This window comes from Yaniella sp., from assembly GCF_030453185.1.
GTDB lineage: Bacteria > Actinomycetota > Actinomycetes > Actinomycetales > Micrococcaceae > Yaniella.
In genome coordinates, this window is record NZ_JAKDKW010000052.1 from 1 (window position 1) to 17,781 (window position 17,781).

Consider the following 17,781-nt stretch of genomic DNA (forward strand, 5'->3'; position numbering starts at 1 on the left):
CCACCAGCTACTAGAGTCGTGCTTCGACCGCGTCCCGGATGCGCTGTAAATTCACTGTACCCGGGCACGCGGTTGCTACGACCGAGTTGTGCGGGATGATCTGTGTTTGCGGATCCAATCCGTAGTCCTTACAAAGCTGCGTGCACAGGTCAATTGAGATTTCGTAGGTGGATTCTGACGGCGCACGGTCGGGGGAAGCTGAGTGCTCGATACCGATGCTGCGCTGGTTCATCGGAAAATTGCCCGCATGCCAAGCAGTGTTGAGTTCACTGACGTACTGGTGGAGCGAACCTTCGCCGATGCCGTAGTGCGCGCTGACTCCTGATGAAGAATTCGCAAACGTCGCATCAGCTGCGGCAAGTGTGCCGACAATATAGTGAATGACGATGCGGTCAATGGCGGTTCCGTCGCGGCCGCTGGTGTAGTTTTCGGTAGTTTTCCAGATCGGTTGCATGCCTCAGAGTCCCTTACCCAGCGGGCAACCCAGTTTATTTCCGGGGTTCTGCTGTTGCGCTGCTTGATCCGCTGCCGTGCCGCTTCCCAGCGGCTGCTCAACGGGTTCCTCCGCTAGCTCTGCTGCGTGAGCACCGGGCGCCGCCACCAGTCCGGCGGTTGCGACCGTGGCCGATGCCGCACCGAAGGTGAAAAGTTTCCGTCGTGAAAGTTCCATGTAGGTCAGGTTAACCATCCGACAAAACGCCTGACAAGCCAGACCGCATGAACTTCTCGTAAACCGACTTCGCTTCATCCCAAGAATGCGGCAGCAGTGTGCCTGTCCAACGATGCTGCAATCCGCTTCTCCGCAACGATCCGCAACTGCACGGCCGTATAACGCCGAGACGTCACATGTGTTGCAAAACTCACACTGTCCCGGGGTGTTGAACAAGTCCAATATCGGGCGCCGGCAACGCTATCGGCCGCCACAGAGCTCTAGTAGCCTAAGCTACGTAGCACTACACAGTTGTATGGTCCAGAAGGAAGTATTCATGAGCATTTGGTTTGGTCAGCCCACCCTAGAAGACATCACGCCGTTGAACGAAGGCACCGTGGGCGAAGTCCTAGGGATCGAATTCAGCCGCATCGGTGACGACTACTTAGAAGCCACACTCACCGTCGATGATCGCGTATTACAACCGACCGGTATTTTGCACGGCGGTGTCTCGGTGGTCCTAGCAGAATCGGTGTGCTCCATTGGCGCCTCACTGACGGTCGACCTCACCAAACAGTACGCAGTGGGCCAAGAAATCAATGCCAACCACATCCGACCGGGGCTGCCCGGTGACGTCATTACTGCACGGGCCACACCGGTGTCTCGCGGACGCCGCACGCAGGTGTGGGATATCCGTCTGCACAACCAAGATGGCAAACTCGTGTGCATTTCGCGCTGCACGATGGCCATTCTGGATCACGTCCAATAGTTGGCATTTCTTGTTGGTGCAGACAAGAATATTGTTATGAAACACTCTCGACGTTTTCGTCTACCCGGCACGGACCCACATTTCGCCTCCGATAATATCTCGGGGGCGCACCCGGAGATCATGGCGGCTGTCATGGAAGCCAACACCGATACGCCGGCCTATGGTGGCGATCAGTTCACCGATGACTTCCACGAAATGCTCGATACGCAGTTCGGTACGGGCGCGTATGGTTTTCCGGTTTTCAACGGCACCGGTGCCAATATCGTGGCACTCCAAGCGGTATCGCATCCGCACAGTTCGGTGATCTGTACCGACACCGCGCATGTCTACACGTCCGAGTCTTCCGCTCCCATCAGAGCCGGGTTGAGTCTCAAGCCCCAACCGCACATCGACGGCAAGCTACAGCCAGCCGATATCGCCAAGGTGGTCGCTGCGGACCTGGGCAACCCACAGGCCACTCAGCCCACGGCAGTGACGATCTCGCAGGTCACCGAAATGGGCACGGTCTACACTCCCGAAGAGCTCACGGCCATTTGTAACGCCGTCCACGATGTCGGGCTGGCGATTCACATGGACGGTGCCAGGCTATCGCAGGCTGCCGCCGCACTCGGGTTAGATCTGCACGGTGCCACAACGGCGCTGGGAGTGGACATCGTGTCGCTGGGCGCCACCAAAAACGGTGGACTGGGTGCCGACGCCGTCGTCGTCCTGTCCAACCGGGTACCGGAGGATACGCTGGCGCCGATTATCAAATACACCACCCAGTTGGCATCCAAGACGAGTTTCCTCTCTGCACAGTTGAACGCCATGTTTGGGACATCGCTGTGGCATCGCAATGCGACCACGGCCAATCAGGCAGCCATGCGATTAGCCCAGGGGCTGGCGGATATCGCCGGTGTTGAGGTACAGCCCCCGGATGCCAATACGGTGCTTGCTGCCATGCCCGACGAGCTGGTGGCACGCCTGCGCGAACACTATGTGGCACACCTGTGGGGCCATAATGCCGCAGGGCTGCCGATTGTTCGTCTCGTCTGTTCGTGGGCGACAACCGAACACAAGGTCGATGAACTCCTGAAGGTGCTGGCGGGATAGCCTGCCGCATTGCGCCACAGAGCAGGCGCATGAGCTGGGCCACACTATATTGGTCCCAGCACCTCATTGTGAACGCACACCAGGAGTATCCTTGAGCACCTCACCAACGACATCCACTCTGGCGCAACTGGCCGCCGGACTTGCCGACCAGGCCGTGCAGATTGTTGATCTGACGAACACGTTGTCAGCATCCACACCGACCCTGCGTCTACCCGAGCCGTTTTCCAACCTTGACGACTTCAGCCTGGAAGAGGTCGCGCGCTTTAATGACGCCGGGCCGATGTGGCGCCACAATAACTTTTCCCAGGGCGAGCACGTAGGGACCCACATCGATGCGCCAATTCACTGGATCTCCGGTAAAGACGGCAAAGATGTGTCCGAGATTGAACCCGCACGCCTGGTTGGGCCCGCCGTCGTCTTGGATTTCAGCGCCCAATCCGCCGACAACCCGGATTTTCTGGTCGAAGTCGAACACATTCAGGCCTGGATTGCCGAACACGGTCCGCTGCCAAAAAACGGGTGGTTGCTCTTCCGTACCGGTTGGGATCAGTACGCACAGGATCAAGAAGCTTTCCTGAACGCCGATGACAACGGTTCGCATACGCCTGGCTTTTCGGCCGAATGCTCGCGTTGGTTGGCTGAGGAAACCATGATTTCCGGTATCGGCGTGGAAACCGTGGGCATTGACCAGGGCAATGCGGCTGAACTGGATCCGCCGTTCCCGATGCACTATCACCTGCTGGGCCATGATAAATACGGCATCACCTCGCTGCAGAATCTGGCAAAGTTGCCGACCCGCGGGGCCGTTATTGTCGTTTCCCCGCTGCCCATCGTTGGTGGGACTGCCTCACCGTGCCGCGTCTTCGCGCTGGTGGATGCCGCATGACCACGGTTGCACAACAGATTGGCACACTGTTGGGCCAGCTTGGCGTCGGGCATGCGTTTGGGGTGGTGGGTTCCGGCAACTTTCATCTGACCAATGCGCTGCGGACAGCCGGCATCGCCTTTACCGCCACACGGCACGAAGGTGGGGCGGCCACGATGGCCGATGCTTACGCGCGGATGTCCGGTCAGGTGGCAGTCGTTTCGCTACACCAGGGTTGCGGGCTGACCAATGCGGCCACCGGGATCGGTGAGGCCGCCAAATCTGATACTCCGGTCTTGGTGTTGGCCGCCGAAGCCTCGCGCGGTGCGGTGCATTCCAACTTTGCGATGGACCAGGCAGGTTTTGCCACCAGTCTTGGCGCTGACGCCCACCGGGTGCACACCCCGGAAACCGCCATTATGGACACGCTGCGGGCCTACCGAACAGCGGTTCGGCAGCGTAGCACGGTGGTGCTGAATGTGCCGCTCGACGTCCAAGATGCCCCGGCCATCGGCGATATCACCGACCTCGTGGTGGATGCGGCTCCCGCCCAACGCCCAGACCACCGCTCACTGGCTGAGTTCGTGGCCCTTTTGGAATCCTCCCGTCGGCCCGTATTCTTGGCGGGCCGCGGCGGTCGTGGCGCGAAGTCGGAAATCGCAGCGCTGGCCCAACAAACCGGCGCGCTGCTCGCCACCAGTGCCGTGGCCAAAGGCCTGTTCAATGCCGACCCCTACAGCCTAGGGATCTCCGGCGGCTTCTCGTCACCGCTAACCGCCGAACTCATGACCGATGCCGATCTGATCGTGGCATTCGGTACCGCACTGAACATGTGGACGATGCGTGGCGGCAAGCTGATCGGGCCAGACACCAAGATCGTACAAATCGATACCAACGACGCCGCAATCGGCGCCCACCGGCCGGTCGATCTGGGTGTGGTGGCCGATGCTGCTGCCACCGCGACCGATGCCATGGCCACACTGGCCAGCAACCAGCCGGACCGCTACCGCACCGAGACTGTGCGACAACGCATCGCCACCGGCGCGCGCTGGGATCAAACCCCTACCGAAGACCTCTCCGTGCCCGGTGAACTGGTTGACCCGCGCGAGGTCACCCGACGACTCAACGAGCTCCTGCCTCAACAACGGGTGGTCTCGATCGATTCGGGCAACTTCATGGGGTATCCATCCCAGTACTTGGATGTTCCCGACGAGTTTGGGTTTTGTTTCACCCAGGCATTTCAGTCCATCGGGCTGGGACTCTATACCGCTCTGGGCGCGGCCTTTGCCCAACCGGACCGGCTTGCCGTGCTGGGCACCGGCGACGGCGGGTTCCTGATGGCCGTCCACGAAGTAGAAACGGCCGTCCGGTACCGGATCCCCGTGGTTGTGATCGTCTACAATGACGCCGCCTACGGGGCGGAAATTCACCACTTTGGCACCGACCACGACCTGAATGCGGTGACCTTCCCGGACACTGATATCGCCTCGATCGCCCGCGGTTTCGGCGCCGAAGCCATCACCGTACGCGACCTCACCGATCTCGACGAGGTCAGCACGTGGCTTGACTCCTCCCCGTCGGCTCCGCTGGTCATCGACGCAAAGATCGCCAACGACGGCGGCTCGTGGTGGTTGGCCGAGGCGTTCCAGGGGCACTAGCGGAGCCCGGGCATGTTCACCCGTGACGCAGCCACTACCTGGAGCGCGCCTAGCCTGGTTATCCTTGGGGGCAACACGTCTTTTAGGAGCGGATATGAGCAGCCTGCCCAACCTGACCTCGAATTACGCTGAGGTCTTCCCCGAACTCGTCAAAGCCGCCACAACCGCCTCCTCCCCCGAGCCAAAACTGATTGTGCTCAACCATCAGCTGGCCCGTGAACTTGGACTCGACCCCCAGTGGTTGGCCACCGATGAGGGAATCGACTTCCTGCTCGGCCATCAACTTCCCGATTCCACGACGGCGGTTGCCCAGGCATATGCCGGCCACCAATTTGGCGGTTATGCTCCGCTGCTGGGTGATGGCCGCGCCATTCTGACCGGTGAACTCACCGTCGATGATCAGCTGATCGATATACATATAAAGGGCTCTGGGCCCACACCATTTTCTCGTCCGGGCTCCGATGGCTACGCGGCCCTGGGGCCGATGCTCCGCGAATATCTGGTATCCGAGGCCGTGCATGCACAGGGCATCCCCACATCGCGTGCGCTGGCGGTCATCACCACCGGTCGCAGGATTCTTCGCGAAACCGAACAGCCGGCAGCCGTGTTGATTCGCACCGGGCCCTCGCATATTCGGGTGGGCACCTTCCAGTACGTCCGGGCGCAGAATGATCTGGAACTGCTTCAACGTCTCACCAATTACAGCGTGCAACGCCACTATCCCGATGCGACGGGCTCAAACCCCGCCCTGGCGCTGCTAGAACAGGTCGTCGACCGGCAGGCAAAACTCCTCGCCGATTGGATGCATGCTGGGATCATTCACGGGGTGATGAATACCGATAATATGACGATCGCCGGGCATTCGATCGACTTCGGCCCGGTCGCATTCCTGGATGCGTTCGACCCCAATGCGGTGTTTTCCTCCATCGATTTTGCGGGCCGTTATGCCTACGGCAACCAGCCGGTCATCGCCGAATGGAATCTTGCCCGGTTCGCTGAGGCTCTCCTACCGGCTATCATGCAGCCCGGCAATGAACAGGTCATGAGCCAAGATGAGGCTGTTCGTCAGGCAACCGAGGCGGTTGTGGCATTCCGTCACAGCTATTCGGCGTCGTGGGCTGCCGCGTTCAACCAGCGACTTGGGATTCCCCAGGCAGATACAGCCGAGATTGGTACAGAACTCCTCGAGCAGTTACGCGCTACGAATGCAGATTTCACAGCATTCTTCGCCAACTTGGCAGACGTCGCCAGATCAGAAAGTATTCCGGAAGATATCGCACCGGAGCTCGCCACCTGGTATGAACAATGGTTGCGATTGCAGCCGAACGCCGACCAGGTGGCTGAGCATAATCCCGTGTATGTTCCGCGGAATCATCTGGTTGAAGAGGCCCTCACCGCGGCTGTGAGTGAGCACGATTTCAGTATCTTCCACGCGCTGTTGGCCGCAGTGACGGATCCCTATGAGCGCAAGGACGCGGCTGCTCATTTGGAGCAGCCCGCGTCCATGGCGTATTCGCTCCATTATCAGACGTTCTGCGGAACCTAAAAACCTCTGGGTCTGTTAAAGAACAAACTGGACCGGGCATGCCCGGTCCAGTTTGTTCTTAGCGTTTCAGTACACGTTGAACGGTTTACCACATGGGCATTGGGCCCATCAGGTACTGGTCGATCTCCCACTGGCTGACTTGTGAGTGGTACATGGCGAATTCTTTGCGCTTTTCTTCGGCAAAGAAGTCCACGAAGTCACCGTGAGGGCCAGCGCCCATAGCCTTGCGCATGACATCGCTTTCCTGCAGAGCATTGGCAGCTTCCCACAGGGTCGCAGGTAGCGGCTGGAAGTCTGCAAGTTCTTTGCGGCTCATGGTGTAGGTGTTGCGCTCCTCCATGCACTCGCCCGGATCAAGCTCGCGGTCAATACCGTCAAGACCTGCGGCAAGAATCGCGGCTGAGGCCAAGTGTGGGCTCGCGCCACCGTCGACCCCGCGGTGTTCTACACGGCCACCGTCTGGAATGCGGAGCATAGTTGTGCGGTTGTTTCCGCCGTACATGACGTGAGTTGGGGTCCAGGTGGAGCCGGAGCTCGGATGTGGGACACCGATGCGTTTATAAGCGTTAACGTTCGATCCGATGAGGGCCTGCATGCCCCAGGCGTTGTCGAGGACTCCAGCAATGAAATGGTAGGCCATCTTCGACAGCCCGAACCGGTCGTTCTCATCGTGGAAGAGGTTGTTGCCTTTGTCATCCCAAATACTGAAGTGCGTGTTGAGGCCATTACCGGTATTCCCGCTGAACGGCTTACCCATGAAGGTTGGGATGACGCCGTCGCCGTCCTGGTAGGCCACAGCGTGGGTCATGTAGTGGAACAGCACGAGCCGGTCGGAGGTGGTCATCGCATCGGAATACTCAATATTCATTTCATATTGACCATTGCCGTCTTCGGCATCGATCCCGGGGTTGCCCCAGCCCATTTCGCCCATGTACTTGGAGATCTTGCTCAGATACGGCCATGCACGCTCAATACCGTAGGCGTGGTAGCACGGCTTAATTGAGGTATCGAGCTCGTCAGCCATGCGAATGCTGCCGTCTGCATTTTTACGAACCAGGAAGAATTCTGGTTCCATCCCGGTTTTGAAGGTCCAGCCACGTTCGGTCTGAATGTCGTCCATTAAACGCTTGAGAATATTTTGTGACGCGTATGGCCACAGTTGCCCTTTAACATGCGGGAAGCTGAGCATAACGGCCATGTTTGGGCGCCATGGTAGACGGGTGTAAGTCGTTGGATCTGGCATGTATGCGATGTCGCCATCGGCAGGTGACTGCCAGAGCCCACCACTGGCGAAGCCAGCAAATGCGGCGCCATTATCTAACAGGTCATCAACGAATTCAGCAGGTACTACCGAAGCGTTTGGCTTGCCATTCACCTCGGTGCCCAATGCCATAAAGAACTCAATGCCGTCTTTTTTGGCTTGCTCTTTCATCGTTTCTCGTGAGTCGATCATTCTTCTATTCCTCTCTAAGGTATTCGGGCTGCACCGGATAGGGATGTGGTGCGGTCCAAACAGAACGTAGAACCGTGCTGACTCTCAGTTTGTGCGGTTAATGAATCTATGGGTCTATGCCGATCGGGTACGCGACTGCCGCCCGGGTAGGGCCCGGACGGCAGTCTGAACCTACGGGGTCAAATCGTACGTGGGGTACGAGTGATGGTCAGAGGTCACCGTTGCGGCCAGGGACCCACTCCGTACCGGCAAGTGGTAGCCCGGTCATGGCAGCAGATTCGATGGTCAGCGCAACTAGGTCTTCTGGTTCCAGGTGGGTCACGTGTGACTTACCGCAAGCCCGAGCAATGGTCTGAGCTTCCAGAGTCAGTACTTGCAGATAGTTTGCTAGGCGTTTGCCTGCAGCTACCGGATCCAGTCGTGCGGCAAGTTTTGGATCCTGGGTGGTAATACCTGCGGGATCTTGGCCTGCCTGGAAGTCATCGTAGTAGCCTGCGGCCGAACCGATTTTCTCGTATTCTTCAGCCCAGCGTGGGTCGTTATCGCCCAGCGCAATGAGTGCTGCGGTACCGATGGCTACGCTGTCTGCACCGAGTGCCAGAGCTTTCGCAACATCGGCGCCGGTGCGGATACCACCGGAAACAATGAGTTTCACCTTGCGGTGCACACCCATTTCCGTGAGTGCTCGCACTGCTGGGCCGATCGCGGCCAGGGTTGGAATACCAACGTGTTCAATGAACACTTCCTGGGTTGCTGCGGTGCCACCCTGCATACCGTCCAGCACCACGACATCGGCGCCTGCGGCAACCGCGAGCTTGGTGTCGTAGTATGGGCGGGTTGCTGCCACTTTGACATGGATGGGCTTTTCCCAGTCGGTGATCTCACGCAGTTCCTGAATCTTCAGTGTCAGGTCATCCGGTCCAGTCCAGTCCGGGTGACGGCATGCACTACGCTGGTCAATTCCTTCAGGCAGCGTGCGCATTGCGGCAACACGTTCCGAGATTTTCTGGCCCAGTAGCATACCGGAACCACCGGGCTTCGCACCCTGGCTGACCACCACTTCGATGGCGTCTGCTTGACGCAGGTGGTCGGGGTTCATGCCGTAACGAGAAGGCAACAGCTGGTATACCAGCTTGTCTGAGTGCGTACGTTCTTCGTCGGTCATACCACCGTCTCCGGTGGTGGTGGATGTTCCCATGGCCGAAGCACCGCGACCCAGGGCTTCTTTTGCCTGAGCGGACAGTGCACCGAAACTCATCCCGGCAATGGTGATGGGGATATCCAATTCCATCGGTTTGGATGCGTTCTCTGCACCCATGGTGACGTCGGTGTCGCAACGTTCGCGGTACCCTTCCATCGGGTAACGCGAAATTGCTGATCCTAGGAATAGCAGGTCATCAAAGTGCGGAACCGCACGTTTGGCGCCCCAACCGCGAATGTCGTAAATGCCGGTCTCTGCGGCATGCTGTATTGCGGCGATGGATGCCTTGTCAAAAATTGCGGACTCGCGGAGCCCACGATCTTCAGGACTTCTCATTTACTCTCCAGAGTTAAAGTGGTACAAGGTACGTGCGGATCCGTAACGGGTGAAGGAATCGAGATATTTGGAATCGTTCGCTTCGTCTTCCATACCGGCGTCCTTCAAGAGCTGTGCCAGCTCTTCGCGGTGTTCGTCACGCATTTCTTTGGCAATGCAGTCGGTGCCTAAGGAAGCCACTGAACCGCGCACATACAGGCGTGCTTCGAAAATTGAGTCACCCAGTGCTTCGCCTGCATCTCCGCAGACGACGATACGGCCGGCTTGGGCCATAAACGCACTGAGCGCGCCGATATTGCCCTTCACCACGATATCGCCGCCCTTGAGCGAGATACCACAGCGGGTCGAGGCGTTGCCATCAACCACGAGCAGTCCGCCGTGCGCGGTAGCAGCAGCCGACTGGGATGCGTGGCCCTTGATGTGTACCCGACCGGACATCATGTTTTCGGCAACACCCGGGCCAGCCATGCCGGCGATCGTCAGGTTGCCTTTTTGGTGCATACCGGCACAGTAGTATCCGACGTCGCCGTCGATTTCTACATCAATTTCATCTTTGATACCGACGGCCACCGAGTGCAGGCCGCGCGAGTTTGAAACGCGGTAACTCTTCGAGGTGGGCGCGTGCAGCTCTGCGTTGAGCTCTCGAACAGTGCTCTGGCTCAAATCAATTTCTACAGTGGTGTCAGTTAGCGCTTCCATGTAATGACCTTCCCTGGTTCTGGTTCGAAAATTTCAGCATCTTCGATACCTGGTAGGTGGGCAATCGCCTGGAACTCCGAAGCCATGGCCACCCACTGTGGGTGTTCGGCAATGATCACGGGCTTCGTAGCGAACTCATCACGTGCAACGGCAAAGCCATCTTCGGTGGTGACCAGCAGCGTAAAGAAGCCGTCCAAGGTCTTGGCGAGTTCTTTGAGTGCCGCGTCTAGGTCGTCACCTTCTTGTTCCATGCGGTAGGCAATAAAGCGAGCAGCGACTTCGGTATCGTTGTGTGAATCGAACTCGACGCCTTTATCCTCTAGGTCCCGTCGGACTGACATATAGTTCGCAAACGATCCGTTGTGCACCATTGACAGGCCATTGCCCACTGAGTATGGGTGTGCACCTTCTGCGTCAATGGCAGATTCAGTTGCCAGGCGAGTATGGATAACTCCCTGCCAGCCGGTGGCTTCGGAAAGACGGTATGTCTCGCGCAGGTCCATTGGGTTGCCGACGCCCTTGTAGACGACGCTGTCGTCGCCCGTACCAATAACCATTGCCTCAGGGGCAGCTTCGCGGACGACCTCGGCTAGCTCTTCGCTTTTTACCTTTGCACGAATGAACGTGGTTTCTGCTAGCTCTTCGATACCCACATCGGCATCTGGAAGCTTTTCAATCAGGCGTTGTTGAATATCCTCTGGTGCATTCAGCAATGAGACAGATGAATAGTCTTCCGGCAAACGCTCACGGTCGCCGTAAATTGCCATACCAGCAGAGTCTGGTCCGCGCACGACAATACCTTCGACCATCTCGTACATGAGAGAACCAAGCTGCGGCACGAGTGACTCGTCGCGCAGGTGGATCCCAGCGATTCCACACATTGATAGACCTCCTAATGTCTTTCAGCATTTTTAAGTTTGTTCTTTGCCTTAGGCCGGATGGGTCGCTCGCATTTCTTCTGCGGGGAACGCCTCGGCATCATCAAGCATCTTAGTCGGTTTCGGCATCAGCCTGAGAAGCAGACCAACAATGAACCCTAGAGCAAGTGGAATGACGATGGCACCGACAACAGCGATGGCCTGTGCGCCACCGGCATGTCCGAAGACGATCGGCATCAGGCCACCAAGGATCCCTGGTACGCCGTGAAGGTTGTGTACGCCCATGGTGTCCCAGACACCGGTTTTCGCCCTTAGCCACTCGTCGAGGAACACGAATGAAAGTGTCGACACTGCACCGGCAACCAAGCCGATCACCCAGGCCTGCCACGTGCTAACCAGATCAACGCTGGCACCGATCGCCACACCACCGGCCAAGATCGCGTAGGTGAACACGAGCGGATCGATGGTGCGTTTTAGCGCCCACAGCAACACGAAAGTTGTCAGAATCGACCCGACCATGGCGAGGTAGGTATTGGACAGTCCGAGAATAATATACTCTGGCTCGACCAGTGCTGTAACGAAGGACGGCCACAGGACCATCAGCAGCATGGAAGCTAGCCAAACAAAGGAGACGGAGTGCACACTTGTATCGGCTGGCTCGTGGTTGACCGCCTTATTGCGGAGCCCAAGAATGACGCCCCAACCCCAATAGGCAGCAAACATGTGCACTAGGATCGAACCGCCGGCATCCAAGGTTCCTTCGATGGCTTCGAAAAGAAACCACTCGATGATCATGTAGCAGGGCACAAAGAGCACCCCGACTACGAGGTAAGAAATGGTCGAGATGTGCCCCAAGAACACCCCAATGGCAATAACCAAGGTTATCGCAGCAAAGGCTGCGCCAATGACCAACCCCACGCCCATCTCAGCGTCGAAGAACACTTGCTGAGCAAAGATGTACAGCGGGAACACGGTGGCAAATACCAGCAATGTCGCCAAGGCGACGCCCCACTCGTAGCGTCTGATGAACATCATCAGGAAAGCTACGAGCATCAACATGAAGACAACATCCTGCCCCCGATGGAACTGAAAGAGTTCAACGCTTTGTTCACTGATCTCTGACACGGAGGTCTGTAGGTTTGTTATCACTTGAGAAACTATATTCACGGTGCCACTTCTCCCTCTTCCGGTGCGCGGCGAACTTAGGTTATGGGAAACGCAAGTAACGGTCGATTTCGTGAGCTGTAACTTCGTCGGTCACTTCGTGGTATTCAGCGCGCTTGATGCGGGCATAGTAATCGACAAAGTCCTCGGTATCGTCCGATGGCTCTCCATATGGGCCGTCAACCGGAACTGCTCCAAACGCTTCACGAAGGACGTCATCTTTGCTCAGGTAGTGGATGGATTCCATCAAGGAGTGCGGCAACATCTGAATCCCTCGGCGCGCAATCTCGTTCTGTGGAGCAATGTAGAGGTCCATGTCGTTTGGCTCACCCGGCTCTAGTTTGCGGTTAACACCATCCATGCCCGCAGCCAGTGCAGCGGTAAAGCCAAGGTACGGACTGCCAGCGAAGTCCGGTGTCCGGTCTTCGATAGCGCCTGGTCGGGCAATGCGCAGCATCTGGGTGCGGTTATTGCCGCCATAGGTAATAGCAACTGGCACCCAGGTGCGAATGAGTTCGGTGCCGGCCTTGAGCCGCTTATAGGAGTTCACGGTTGGTGCGACCATGGCCATGTAGCCACGAGCGTGCTCGAGGATGCCGGCCGAGAACTGATAGCCAAGTTCTGACAGATCCAGTCCGCGCGGGTCGTTCTCATCCAAGAAGAGGTTTTCGTCAGTCTCCGAGTCCCACAGGCTCATGGTGTAGTGAAAGCCGTTACCAGTGTTATCTGTGAATGGCTTCGGCATGAAAGTGGCGATCATGCCGTACTGTTCAGCCAAGGAGTCCACCATGTAGCGGAAGAAGATCGCCCGATCAGCGGTCTCCAGTGCGTCTGCGAACGTGACGTTAATTTCGAACTGACCGTTGCCGTCTTCATGGTCTACGGCGTAGTTTTCCCACCCTAGTTCAGTCACGTACTTGGACAACGTAGTCATGAGTTCGTACTGACGGGAAAGTGCCTTGACGTCGTAACAAGGTCGGCCCCAGTTATCGAATTTATCGGCGACTTGCAGTTTGCCGTCTTCATCAAAGTCCACGAGCATAAACTCGGCTTCGAATCCGAGCTTGAATACATAGCCCTGTTCTTTGGCTTTGGCCATCTGGTTCTTCAGGATGGTGCGCGGACAGTATTCCCATGGTTGGCCTTCGACCGTTACATCACCAATGACGTGGGCGAGGCCTTTCTGCCAGGGAACGATGCGGAAGGTCGTTGGGTCCGGAATAATTTCGACATCTGGACTCTGTGGCCCCTGTCCAATGTGGCCCGCAGCAAAACCGGCGAAACCTACACCTTCGGAAAATAGTTCATCGACCTGGCTAGCGGGCACGAGCTTTGCACTGGATTTTCCCTGCACCTCAGTGAATGAGGCAAAGATAAATTCAATCTCATGTTCTTTGATTAATTTTTTGACATCTTCTAGGGTCTGAGGTTGCGCCACGGGTTGCTCCTTCAATTAATATTTGAACTTAGGGCGAGTTTCCGTTCAGGATGAACGGAAAAGCTGTTTCGGGCGTCATGGTCTGAGGTTCACTCAGCGACGAAAAGTAACTTTTCCAGGCGCCTTGAGCCGTGTCAACCGCGAGATTACGCGCCAGATCGGCGTGATTAGATTGTGGACACTTCCCATCTTTTGTGTTATTAATTCCGAAATGATCATTTCTGATGCCGGAATGATTGGCCCACCTTGTTGCCTGTAGCACAATATAGCGACGGAAAGCACGGGCGTCTAGGTCTAAACAAATACCAGGCCGCTAGAAACTTCGTTGAACCCAGCATCGGCACTGATCAACCGGAGAATTTTCTGCTTGTACGCAAATATGGCGGACCCCAAAAATGATCGCAATCAGCCACGACAAGATGCACCTTTGAGTACCGCTCCCTATGGCCTGACGTTCGTTCGGCTAAATTCAACAAACATGCTGATGAAGCCCAGCAAAATTTGAGTCCAAGCGGTCGGATCGACTCACTCCGAGTGCTTTGTTGGACAGCTTAGACAGTAATTTTCGTAAAATTTTCATATCGAAGCGGTCGGCGTTCGGTAATAGCGCAATATGCAAGTGGGTAAGACGCGAACAGTTTCATCATAATGGAGCCGCCCCTCGCATCGATCATAGTTTTGGCAGGCCGCCTATTTCCATGAGTCCTTAAAGGACTCGAAGGAGCGGTTACCCGCTCCTTCGACTGTGCAACTGCTAACGGTGCGTGAGGACGGAACATGAAGACCTCCGGTTCGATAGGTGTTGTGGTAAACCCATCGTTACCGGAGGTCTTCTTCCTGCCACGGGTGTTTGCTATCTCCCGAGGAACTCCCCCTCAGGCTTCAGGATCAAGTACGAAATCGTACACGACGTCCTCGCCCTTACCGTCGGCGGCCGGTTTCGGATCCAACATCAACTCGGGTTTGACCGCGGAGGCAATATCATCCTCATTATGCGGGTCACCAGGGAAATAGAGCTGAGCTGTCAGCAACTCGTGCCCGGGTGCATGAACTTTAAAGTGCAGGTGGGCTGGACGCCAGGCGTGCCACCCTGCGGCTGCGATAAGCTGACCGCAAGCACCGTCGGTTGGAATTTGGTAAGGCGCTGGACGGATCGTGTGGATGTCGAAGCGACCGTCGTCATTGACAGCCCAGATGCCGCGCAGGTTCCACTCCGGGATACCCGGCGCAAATTGTGAGTAGAAGCCGTCGTTATCGGCGTGCCAGAGTTCCACCCGGGCGTCTTTGAGCGGGGTGCCATCGACTGCTCGGACCTGTCCCGAGAAGGACAACGGAGTGCCGGGTTCGTCTTCGCGCATTGGGATCGTGCCGTCCCACTCGAGTTCTGGGGCGTCCTCGATGTAGTACGGGCCTTCAATAGAGCCCTTGGAGCCATCGCGGTGAGCGGTCGCGACGTCTTCTACGGAGTGTTCCAACCAAACGTCGAGGAATAGTGGCCACTCGCCATCTTCGCCGACTTTGATGAGCCAGGCTTTGAACGCGTTGTATTCGTCATAGCTGACCGCTTCTTCGAGCACGATATCGTTCAACGCTTTGACTGCACGTGACGCCAAATGGTTGACACGCTCGACATCCACGACACCACTCTGGCTTGCTGCGGCGCGTTCGCGGAAACGTTCGGAAGCGAGTCCACCGGAGGTTGCTGCGGCTGGTGCTTCAGAGAGGTAACCATCTTGTTCTGTCATGGTGTTTTCCTTCTTTCGTGGTTCGCAACGGCTGCGTTTGTGTTGATGAAGCCGTTATTGGTCGGAAATATTAAAAGCTTGGCTAGCTACGATGAGGTCTGTAGCTCGAACTGGGGCGCTAATCCGCGGAAGCGTGCTGCCGCGGCAAAGACCTCCATGGACAGTTCAACTTGTCGGTGCGTGGCCATACGCAAGGCAAGGCGCAGCACCATCTTGATGTCTCGCGGGGTGATGCCGTCAAAACCCACGACGAGGTCTTCTAACAACCTCGGGGCGAGCGTGACATCGTGCTGGGCCGCTAACGTCTGCCAGATCTGGCGAGCGTCGTCCATCTTGGGCGGCAGGTAGTCAATGACGGCAGCGCAGCGCGCCAGGATGGCTTCATCGACACCGTGAATGCGGTTGGTGGTCAAAAAGAGCAGCCCGTCGTAGTACTCAAGTGTGCGTAGGAACTCTGCCACGATGGCGTTCTGCGCGAGTTCGAATCCGCGTTCTAGAACAAAGACATCGGCCTCGTCCAGCAGCAGGACTGCGTCCCAGCGCTTGGCGCGTTCAAAGATTTCTTCGAGGTTCTGGCGCACGAGGTCGGCGGTGATGCCGAGCGACCCGGTGTGAATGGAGTACAGCGGCTTACCAATGACTTCGGCGTATACCTCGGCGGTCAAGGTCTTGCCAACGCCGGGGCGTCCGCGAGCCAGAATGACATTTCCTGCTGATTTACCTTCAATAATGTCGCCGGTAAATACGGAAATATCCGAGGTTAAGATGTCGAGGAGTTCACGCTGATCCTCGGGCAGGACGAGTTTGTCTTTGAGCCCGGCGTCGTAGGTGTAGGCGGTGAGATCTGCGGTGTTGACGTCTAAGTAGTCCTGCGCCAACAGGTCGAAGACGCGCACGGCGGTGACCACCGGTACTTGTCCGTGGTCCCCAAGGTCGAAGAGCGTGGACGCGGTGACCATGCGCAACGGAGCGATGTCGTCCGGGGCAATGTCATGGACGACCTTGCGTTGCTTCCGGTCTTTGGCAGAACGGAAGTCTTCGGTACGAATCGCTCGGCCAGTAAAATGGAATTGCTGACCGAAACCGTGATCAATCAGGTGCTGGAATTGTTCGCGACGCTGCTGGTACTCGGCTTTAAGCTGCGCCGTCTCCTTATAGACCCGGTGGCTCGTCAGCACGTCACCAGGTGTCTTGCCCACCAGCTCCGTTTCTTCGAAGTACAGGACACGTGGGGCACGCGAAGGTCGCTTGACGGTCGGGCTGTCAGCTTCCATGGTGACCTTGATGCGTGCTTCACGACTGCGATCGGCATGCTCCATGTCGATGCTGATCACCAAGTATGGGTGCAGATAGCCGTCTGGTTCTTGCACATAGAGCCACCCGTCGATCAGATCGGTCTTGAGGAACTCGCGAAAGATCTCGGCGGCTGAGTCAATGTGCGGGATGGGCTGAAAGTTGCCCGCCCTGGCCGATTGCACGGCCATCACGGTTCTGGCGAATGGTTCGTCATCCAGCTGCTGAGCGGCTTCAACGAGGTCTGCGAGCGCGGCGTTGGTCAAGTATTTTTCTGCCAGGCCCATCTCGCGTGAGCGCCAGTTGGCAGCTTGACGTCGAGCTGCGTCGAGATCGGTTGACGTCGTAGCGGATACGACCTCTGCTGGGGCCACAAACATTTCTGCACTCCTTGAATCTGCACTCCTTGAACAAGAACAACCCGCTGGTGATGGCGGTCACGCGCGAATGTGTTGTACAGCCTACCGTCTCGTTTGAGATCTTTTAAATACAGAATACGTCTACATTCAGATGCTACGGCTATATATTGTCGGCGCCATGTCTGCGGCACAGCACAATTCGTGAAGCGTCGCAGCGGTGCTTGCTCCTCACCTGCCGCCGTGCCACGCTAGAACCATGGGGTGACCTGCAAACGCGATCACCCAGCATGCTTTTCGTCTGAGGAGGCGACGTCAATGATTTTTATCGCTGCCAAGTTCAAGGTAAAACCAGAATACGCCGATGAGTGGCCAGAACACACCCGGGCATTCACTGACGCCACCCGCGCTGAACCCGGCAATTTGTGGTTCGACTGGTCGCGCAGTGTCGAGGACCCGAATGAATATGTCCTATTAGAAGCGTTTCAAGATGATGCCGGTGAAACGCATGTGACGTCCGAGCATTTCAAGCAAGCGCAAGAAGATCTCCCCCAGTTGCTGCAAGAAACACCGAAGGTGCGCAACATGATGCTCGACGGCGAGCAGTGGGATGAACTCGGCGAAATGAAAGTTGACTAG

Annotated in this window: 16 protein-coding genes; 6 read left to right on the forward strand and 10 right to left on the reverse strand. The window is 57.1% G+C overall.

Going from position 1 to position 17,781, the window contains the following annotated elements; all coding sequences use genetic code 11:
* Positions 1-10: 10 nt before the first annotated feature.
* Both L0H14_RS08405 and L0H14_RS08410 read right to left on the reverse strand, forming a co-directional pair.
* Positions 11-454 carry a peptidoglycan recognition family protein gene (locus L0H14_RS08405; protein ID WP_301421643.1) on the reverse strand — a complete coding sequence of 148 codons (444 nt, stop codon included), beginning with the start codon at positions 452-454 and terminating at the stop codon, positions 11-13.
* A gap of 3 nt (positions 455-457) precedes the next feature.
* Positions 458-670, reverse strand: a complete 213-nt coding sequence (locus L0H14_RS08410; protein WP_301421644.1) for a hypothetical protein — start codon at positions 668-670, stop codon at positions 458-460.
* A 316-nt stretch (positions 671-986) separates the two neighbouring features.
* Between L0H14_RS08410 and L0H14_RS08415 the strand changes: the two genes are divergently transcribed.
* The 5 genes from L0H14_RS08415 to L0H14_RS08435 all read left to right on the forward strand — a co-directional run bounded on the left by L0H14_RS08415 (position 987) and on the right by L0H14_RS08435 (position 6,579).
* Positions 987-1,418, forward strand: coding sequence for a PaaI family thioesterase (locus L0H14_RS08415; protein ID WP_301421645.1), 432 nt, complete (start codon positions 987-989; stop codon positions 1,416-1,418).
* A 36-nt stretch (positions 1,419-1,454) separates the two neighbouring features.
* The gene (locus tag L0H14_RS08420) at positions 1,455-2,510 is read left to right on the forward strand and encodes a low specificity L-threonine aldolase (protein ID WP_301421646.1); all 1,056 of its coding nucleotides are present in this window, start codon (positions 1,455-1,457) and stop codon (positions 2,508-2,510) included.
* 91 nt (positions 2,511-2,601) lie between these two features.
* Positions 2,602-3,396: a cyclase family protein gene (locus L0H14_RS08425; protein WP_301421647.1), complete on the forward strand. Its 795-nt coding sequence runs from the start codon at positions 2,602-2,604 to the stop codon at positions 3,394-3,396.
* Positions 3,393-5,033, forward strand: a complete 1,641-nt coding sequence (locus L0H14_RS08430) for a thiamine pyrophosphate-binding protein (RefSeq protein WP_301421648.1) — start codon at positions 3,393-3,395, stop codon at positions 5,031-5,033. The genes L0H14_RS08425 and L0H14_RS08430 overlap by 4 nt, the downstream gene beginning before the upstream one ends.
* Positions 5,034-5,127: 94 nt before the next feature.
* Positions 5,128-6,579: a YdiU family protein gene (locus L0H14_RS08435; RefSeq protein ID WP_301421649.1), complete on the forward strand. Its 1,452-nt coding sequence runs from the start codon at positions 5,128-5,130 to the stop codon at positions 6,577-6,579.
* Positions 6,580-6,664: 85 nt separating this feature from the next.
* Here L0H14_RS08435 and glnT (L0H14_RS08440) read toward each other — a convergent pair whose 3' ends face one another.
* The 8 genes from glnT (L0H14_RS08440) to L0H14_RS08475 form a co-directional block, all read right to left on the reverse strand.
* Positions 6,665-8,032, reverse strand: a complete 1,368-nt coding sequence (gene glnT, locus L0H14_RS08440; RefSeq protein ID WP_301419779.1) for a type III glutamate--ammonia ligase — start codon at positions 8,030-8,032, stop codon at positions 6,665-6,667.
* 208 nt (positions 8,033-8,240) lie between these two features.
* Complete coding sequence (locus L0H14_RS08445; RefSeq protein ID WP_301419776.1) at positions 8,241-9,569, reverse strand: FMN-binding glutamate synthase family protein; 1,329 nt, start codon at positions 9,567-9,569, stop codon at positions 8,241-8,243.
* A complete protein-coding gene (locus tag L0H14_RS08450) occupies positions 9,570-10,268 on the reverse strand; it encodes a glutamate synthase (protein WP_301419774.1) in 699 nt (232 codons plus the stop codon).
* Positions 10,256-11,149 carry a glutamine amidotransferase gene (locus tag L0H14_RS08455; RefSeq protein ID WP_301419773.1) on the reverse strand — a complete coding sequence of 298 codons (894 nt, stop codon included), beginning with the start codon at positions 11,147-11,149 and terminating at the stop codon, positions 10,256-10,258. The genes L0H14_RS08450 and L0H14_RS08455 overlap by 13 nt, the downstream gene beginning before the upstream one ends.
* Before the next feature lie 48 nt (positions 11,150-11,197).
* The gene (locus L0H14_RS08460) at positions 11,198-12,205 is read right to left on the reverse strand and encodes an ammonium transporter (RefSeq protein ID WP_301421650.1); all 1,008 of its coding nucleotides are present in this window, start codon (positions 12,203-12,205) and stop codon (positions 11,198-11,200) included.
* 148 nt (positions 12,206-12,353) lie between these two features.
* Complete coding sequence (gene glnT / locus L0H14_RS08465) at positions 12,354-13,748, reverse strand: type III glutamate--ammonia ligase (RefSeq protein ID WP_301419941.1); 1,395 nt, start codon at positions 13,746-13,748, stop codon at positions 12,354-12,356.
* An 875-nt stretch (positions 13,749-14,623) separates the two neighbouring features.
* Positions 14,624-15,493: a catechol 1,2-dioxygenase gene (gene catA / locus L0H14_RS08470; protein ID WP_301421651.1), complete on the reverse strand. Its 870-nt coding sequence runs from the start codon at positions 15,491-15,493 to the stop codon at positions 14,624-14,626.
* A gap of 86 nt (positions 15,494-15,579) precedes the next feature.
* Complete coding sequence (locus L0H14_RS08475) at positions 15,580-17,166, reverse strand: ATP-binding protein (protein ID WP_301421652.1); 1,587 nt, start codon at positions 17,164-17,166, stop codon at positions 15,580-15,582.
* A gap of 294 nt (positions 17,167-17,460) precedes the next feature.
* On the opposite strand from L0H14_RS08475, the gene L0H14_RS08480 reads away from it, so the two are divergent.
* Entirely contained in the window at positions 17,461-17,781 is a 321-nt protein-coding gene (locus tag L0H14_RS08480; protein ID WP_301421653.1) for a putative quinol monooxygenase, read from the forward strand.

Excerpts from the sequence above, each read along its gene's own strand:
- L0H14_RS08405 (WP_301421643.1), bottom strand. The coding sequence starts at position 454 with ATGCAACCGATCTGGAAAACTACCGAAAACTACACCAGCGGCCGCGAC.
- L0H14_RS08410 (WP_301421644.1), bottom strand. The coding sequence starts at position 670 with ATGGAACTTTCACGACGGAAACTTTTCACCTTCGGTGCGGCATCGGCC.
- L0H14_RS08415 (WP_301421645.1), top strand. The coding sequence starts at position 987 with ATGAGCATTTGGTTTGGTCAGCCCACCCTAGAAGACATCACGCCGTTG.
- L0H14_RS08420 (WP_301421646.1), top strand. The coding sequence starts at position 1,455 with ATGAAACACTCTCGACGTTTTCGTCTACCCGGCACGGACCCACATTTC.
- L0H14_RS08430 (WP_301421648.1), top strand. The coding sequence starts at position 3,393 with ATGACCACGGTTGCACAACAGATTGGCACACTGTTGGGCCAGCTTGGC.
- L0H14_RS08435 (WP_301421649.1), top strand. The coding sequence starts at position 5,128 with ATGAGCAGCCTGCCCAACCTGACCTCGAATTACGCTGAGGTCTTCCCC.
- glnT (WP_301419779.1), bottom strand. The coding sequence starts at position 8,032 with ATGATCGACTCACGAGAAACGATGAAAGAGCAAGCCAAAAAAGACGGC.
- L0H14_RS08445 (WP_301419776.1), bottom strand. The coding sequence starts at position 9,569 with ATGAGAAGTCCTGAAGATCGTGGGCTCCGCGAGTCCGCAATTTTTGAC.
- L0H14_RS08450 (WP_301419774.1), bottom strand. The coding sequence starts at position 10,268 with ATGGAAGCGCTAACTGACACCACTGTAGAAATTGATTTGAGCCAGAGC.
- L0H14_RS08455 (WP_301419773.1), bottom strand. The coding sequence starts at position 11,149 with ATGTGTGGAATCGCTGGGATCCACCTGCGCGACGAGTCACTCGTGCCG.
- L0H14_RS08460 (WP_301421650.1), bottom strand. The coding sequence starts at position 12,205 with ATGTTGATGCTCGTAGCTTTCCTGATGATGTTCATCAGACGCTACGAG.
- catA (WP_301421651.1), bottom strand. The coding sequence starts at position 15,493 with ATGACAGAACAAGATGGTTACCTCTCTGAAGCACCAGCCGCAGCAACC.
- L0H14_RS08475 (WP_301421652.1), bottom strand. The coding sequence starts at position 17,166 with ATGTTTGTGGCCCCAGCAGAGGTCGTATCCGCTACGACGTCAACCGAT.
- L0H14_RS08480 (WP_301421653.1), top strand. The coding sequence starts at position 17,461 with ATGATTTTTATCGCTGCCAAGTTCAAGGTAAAACCAGAATACGCCGAT.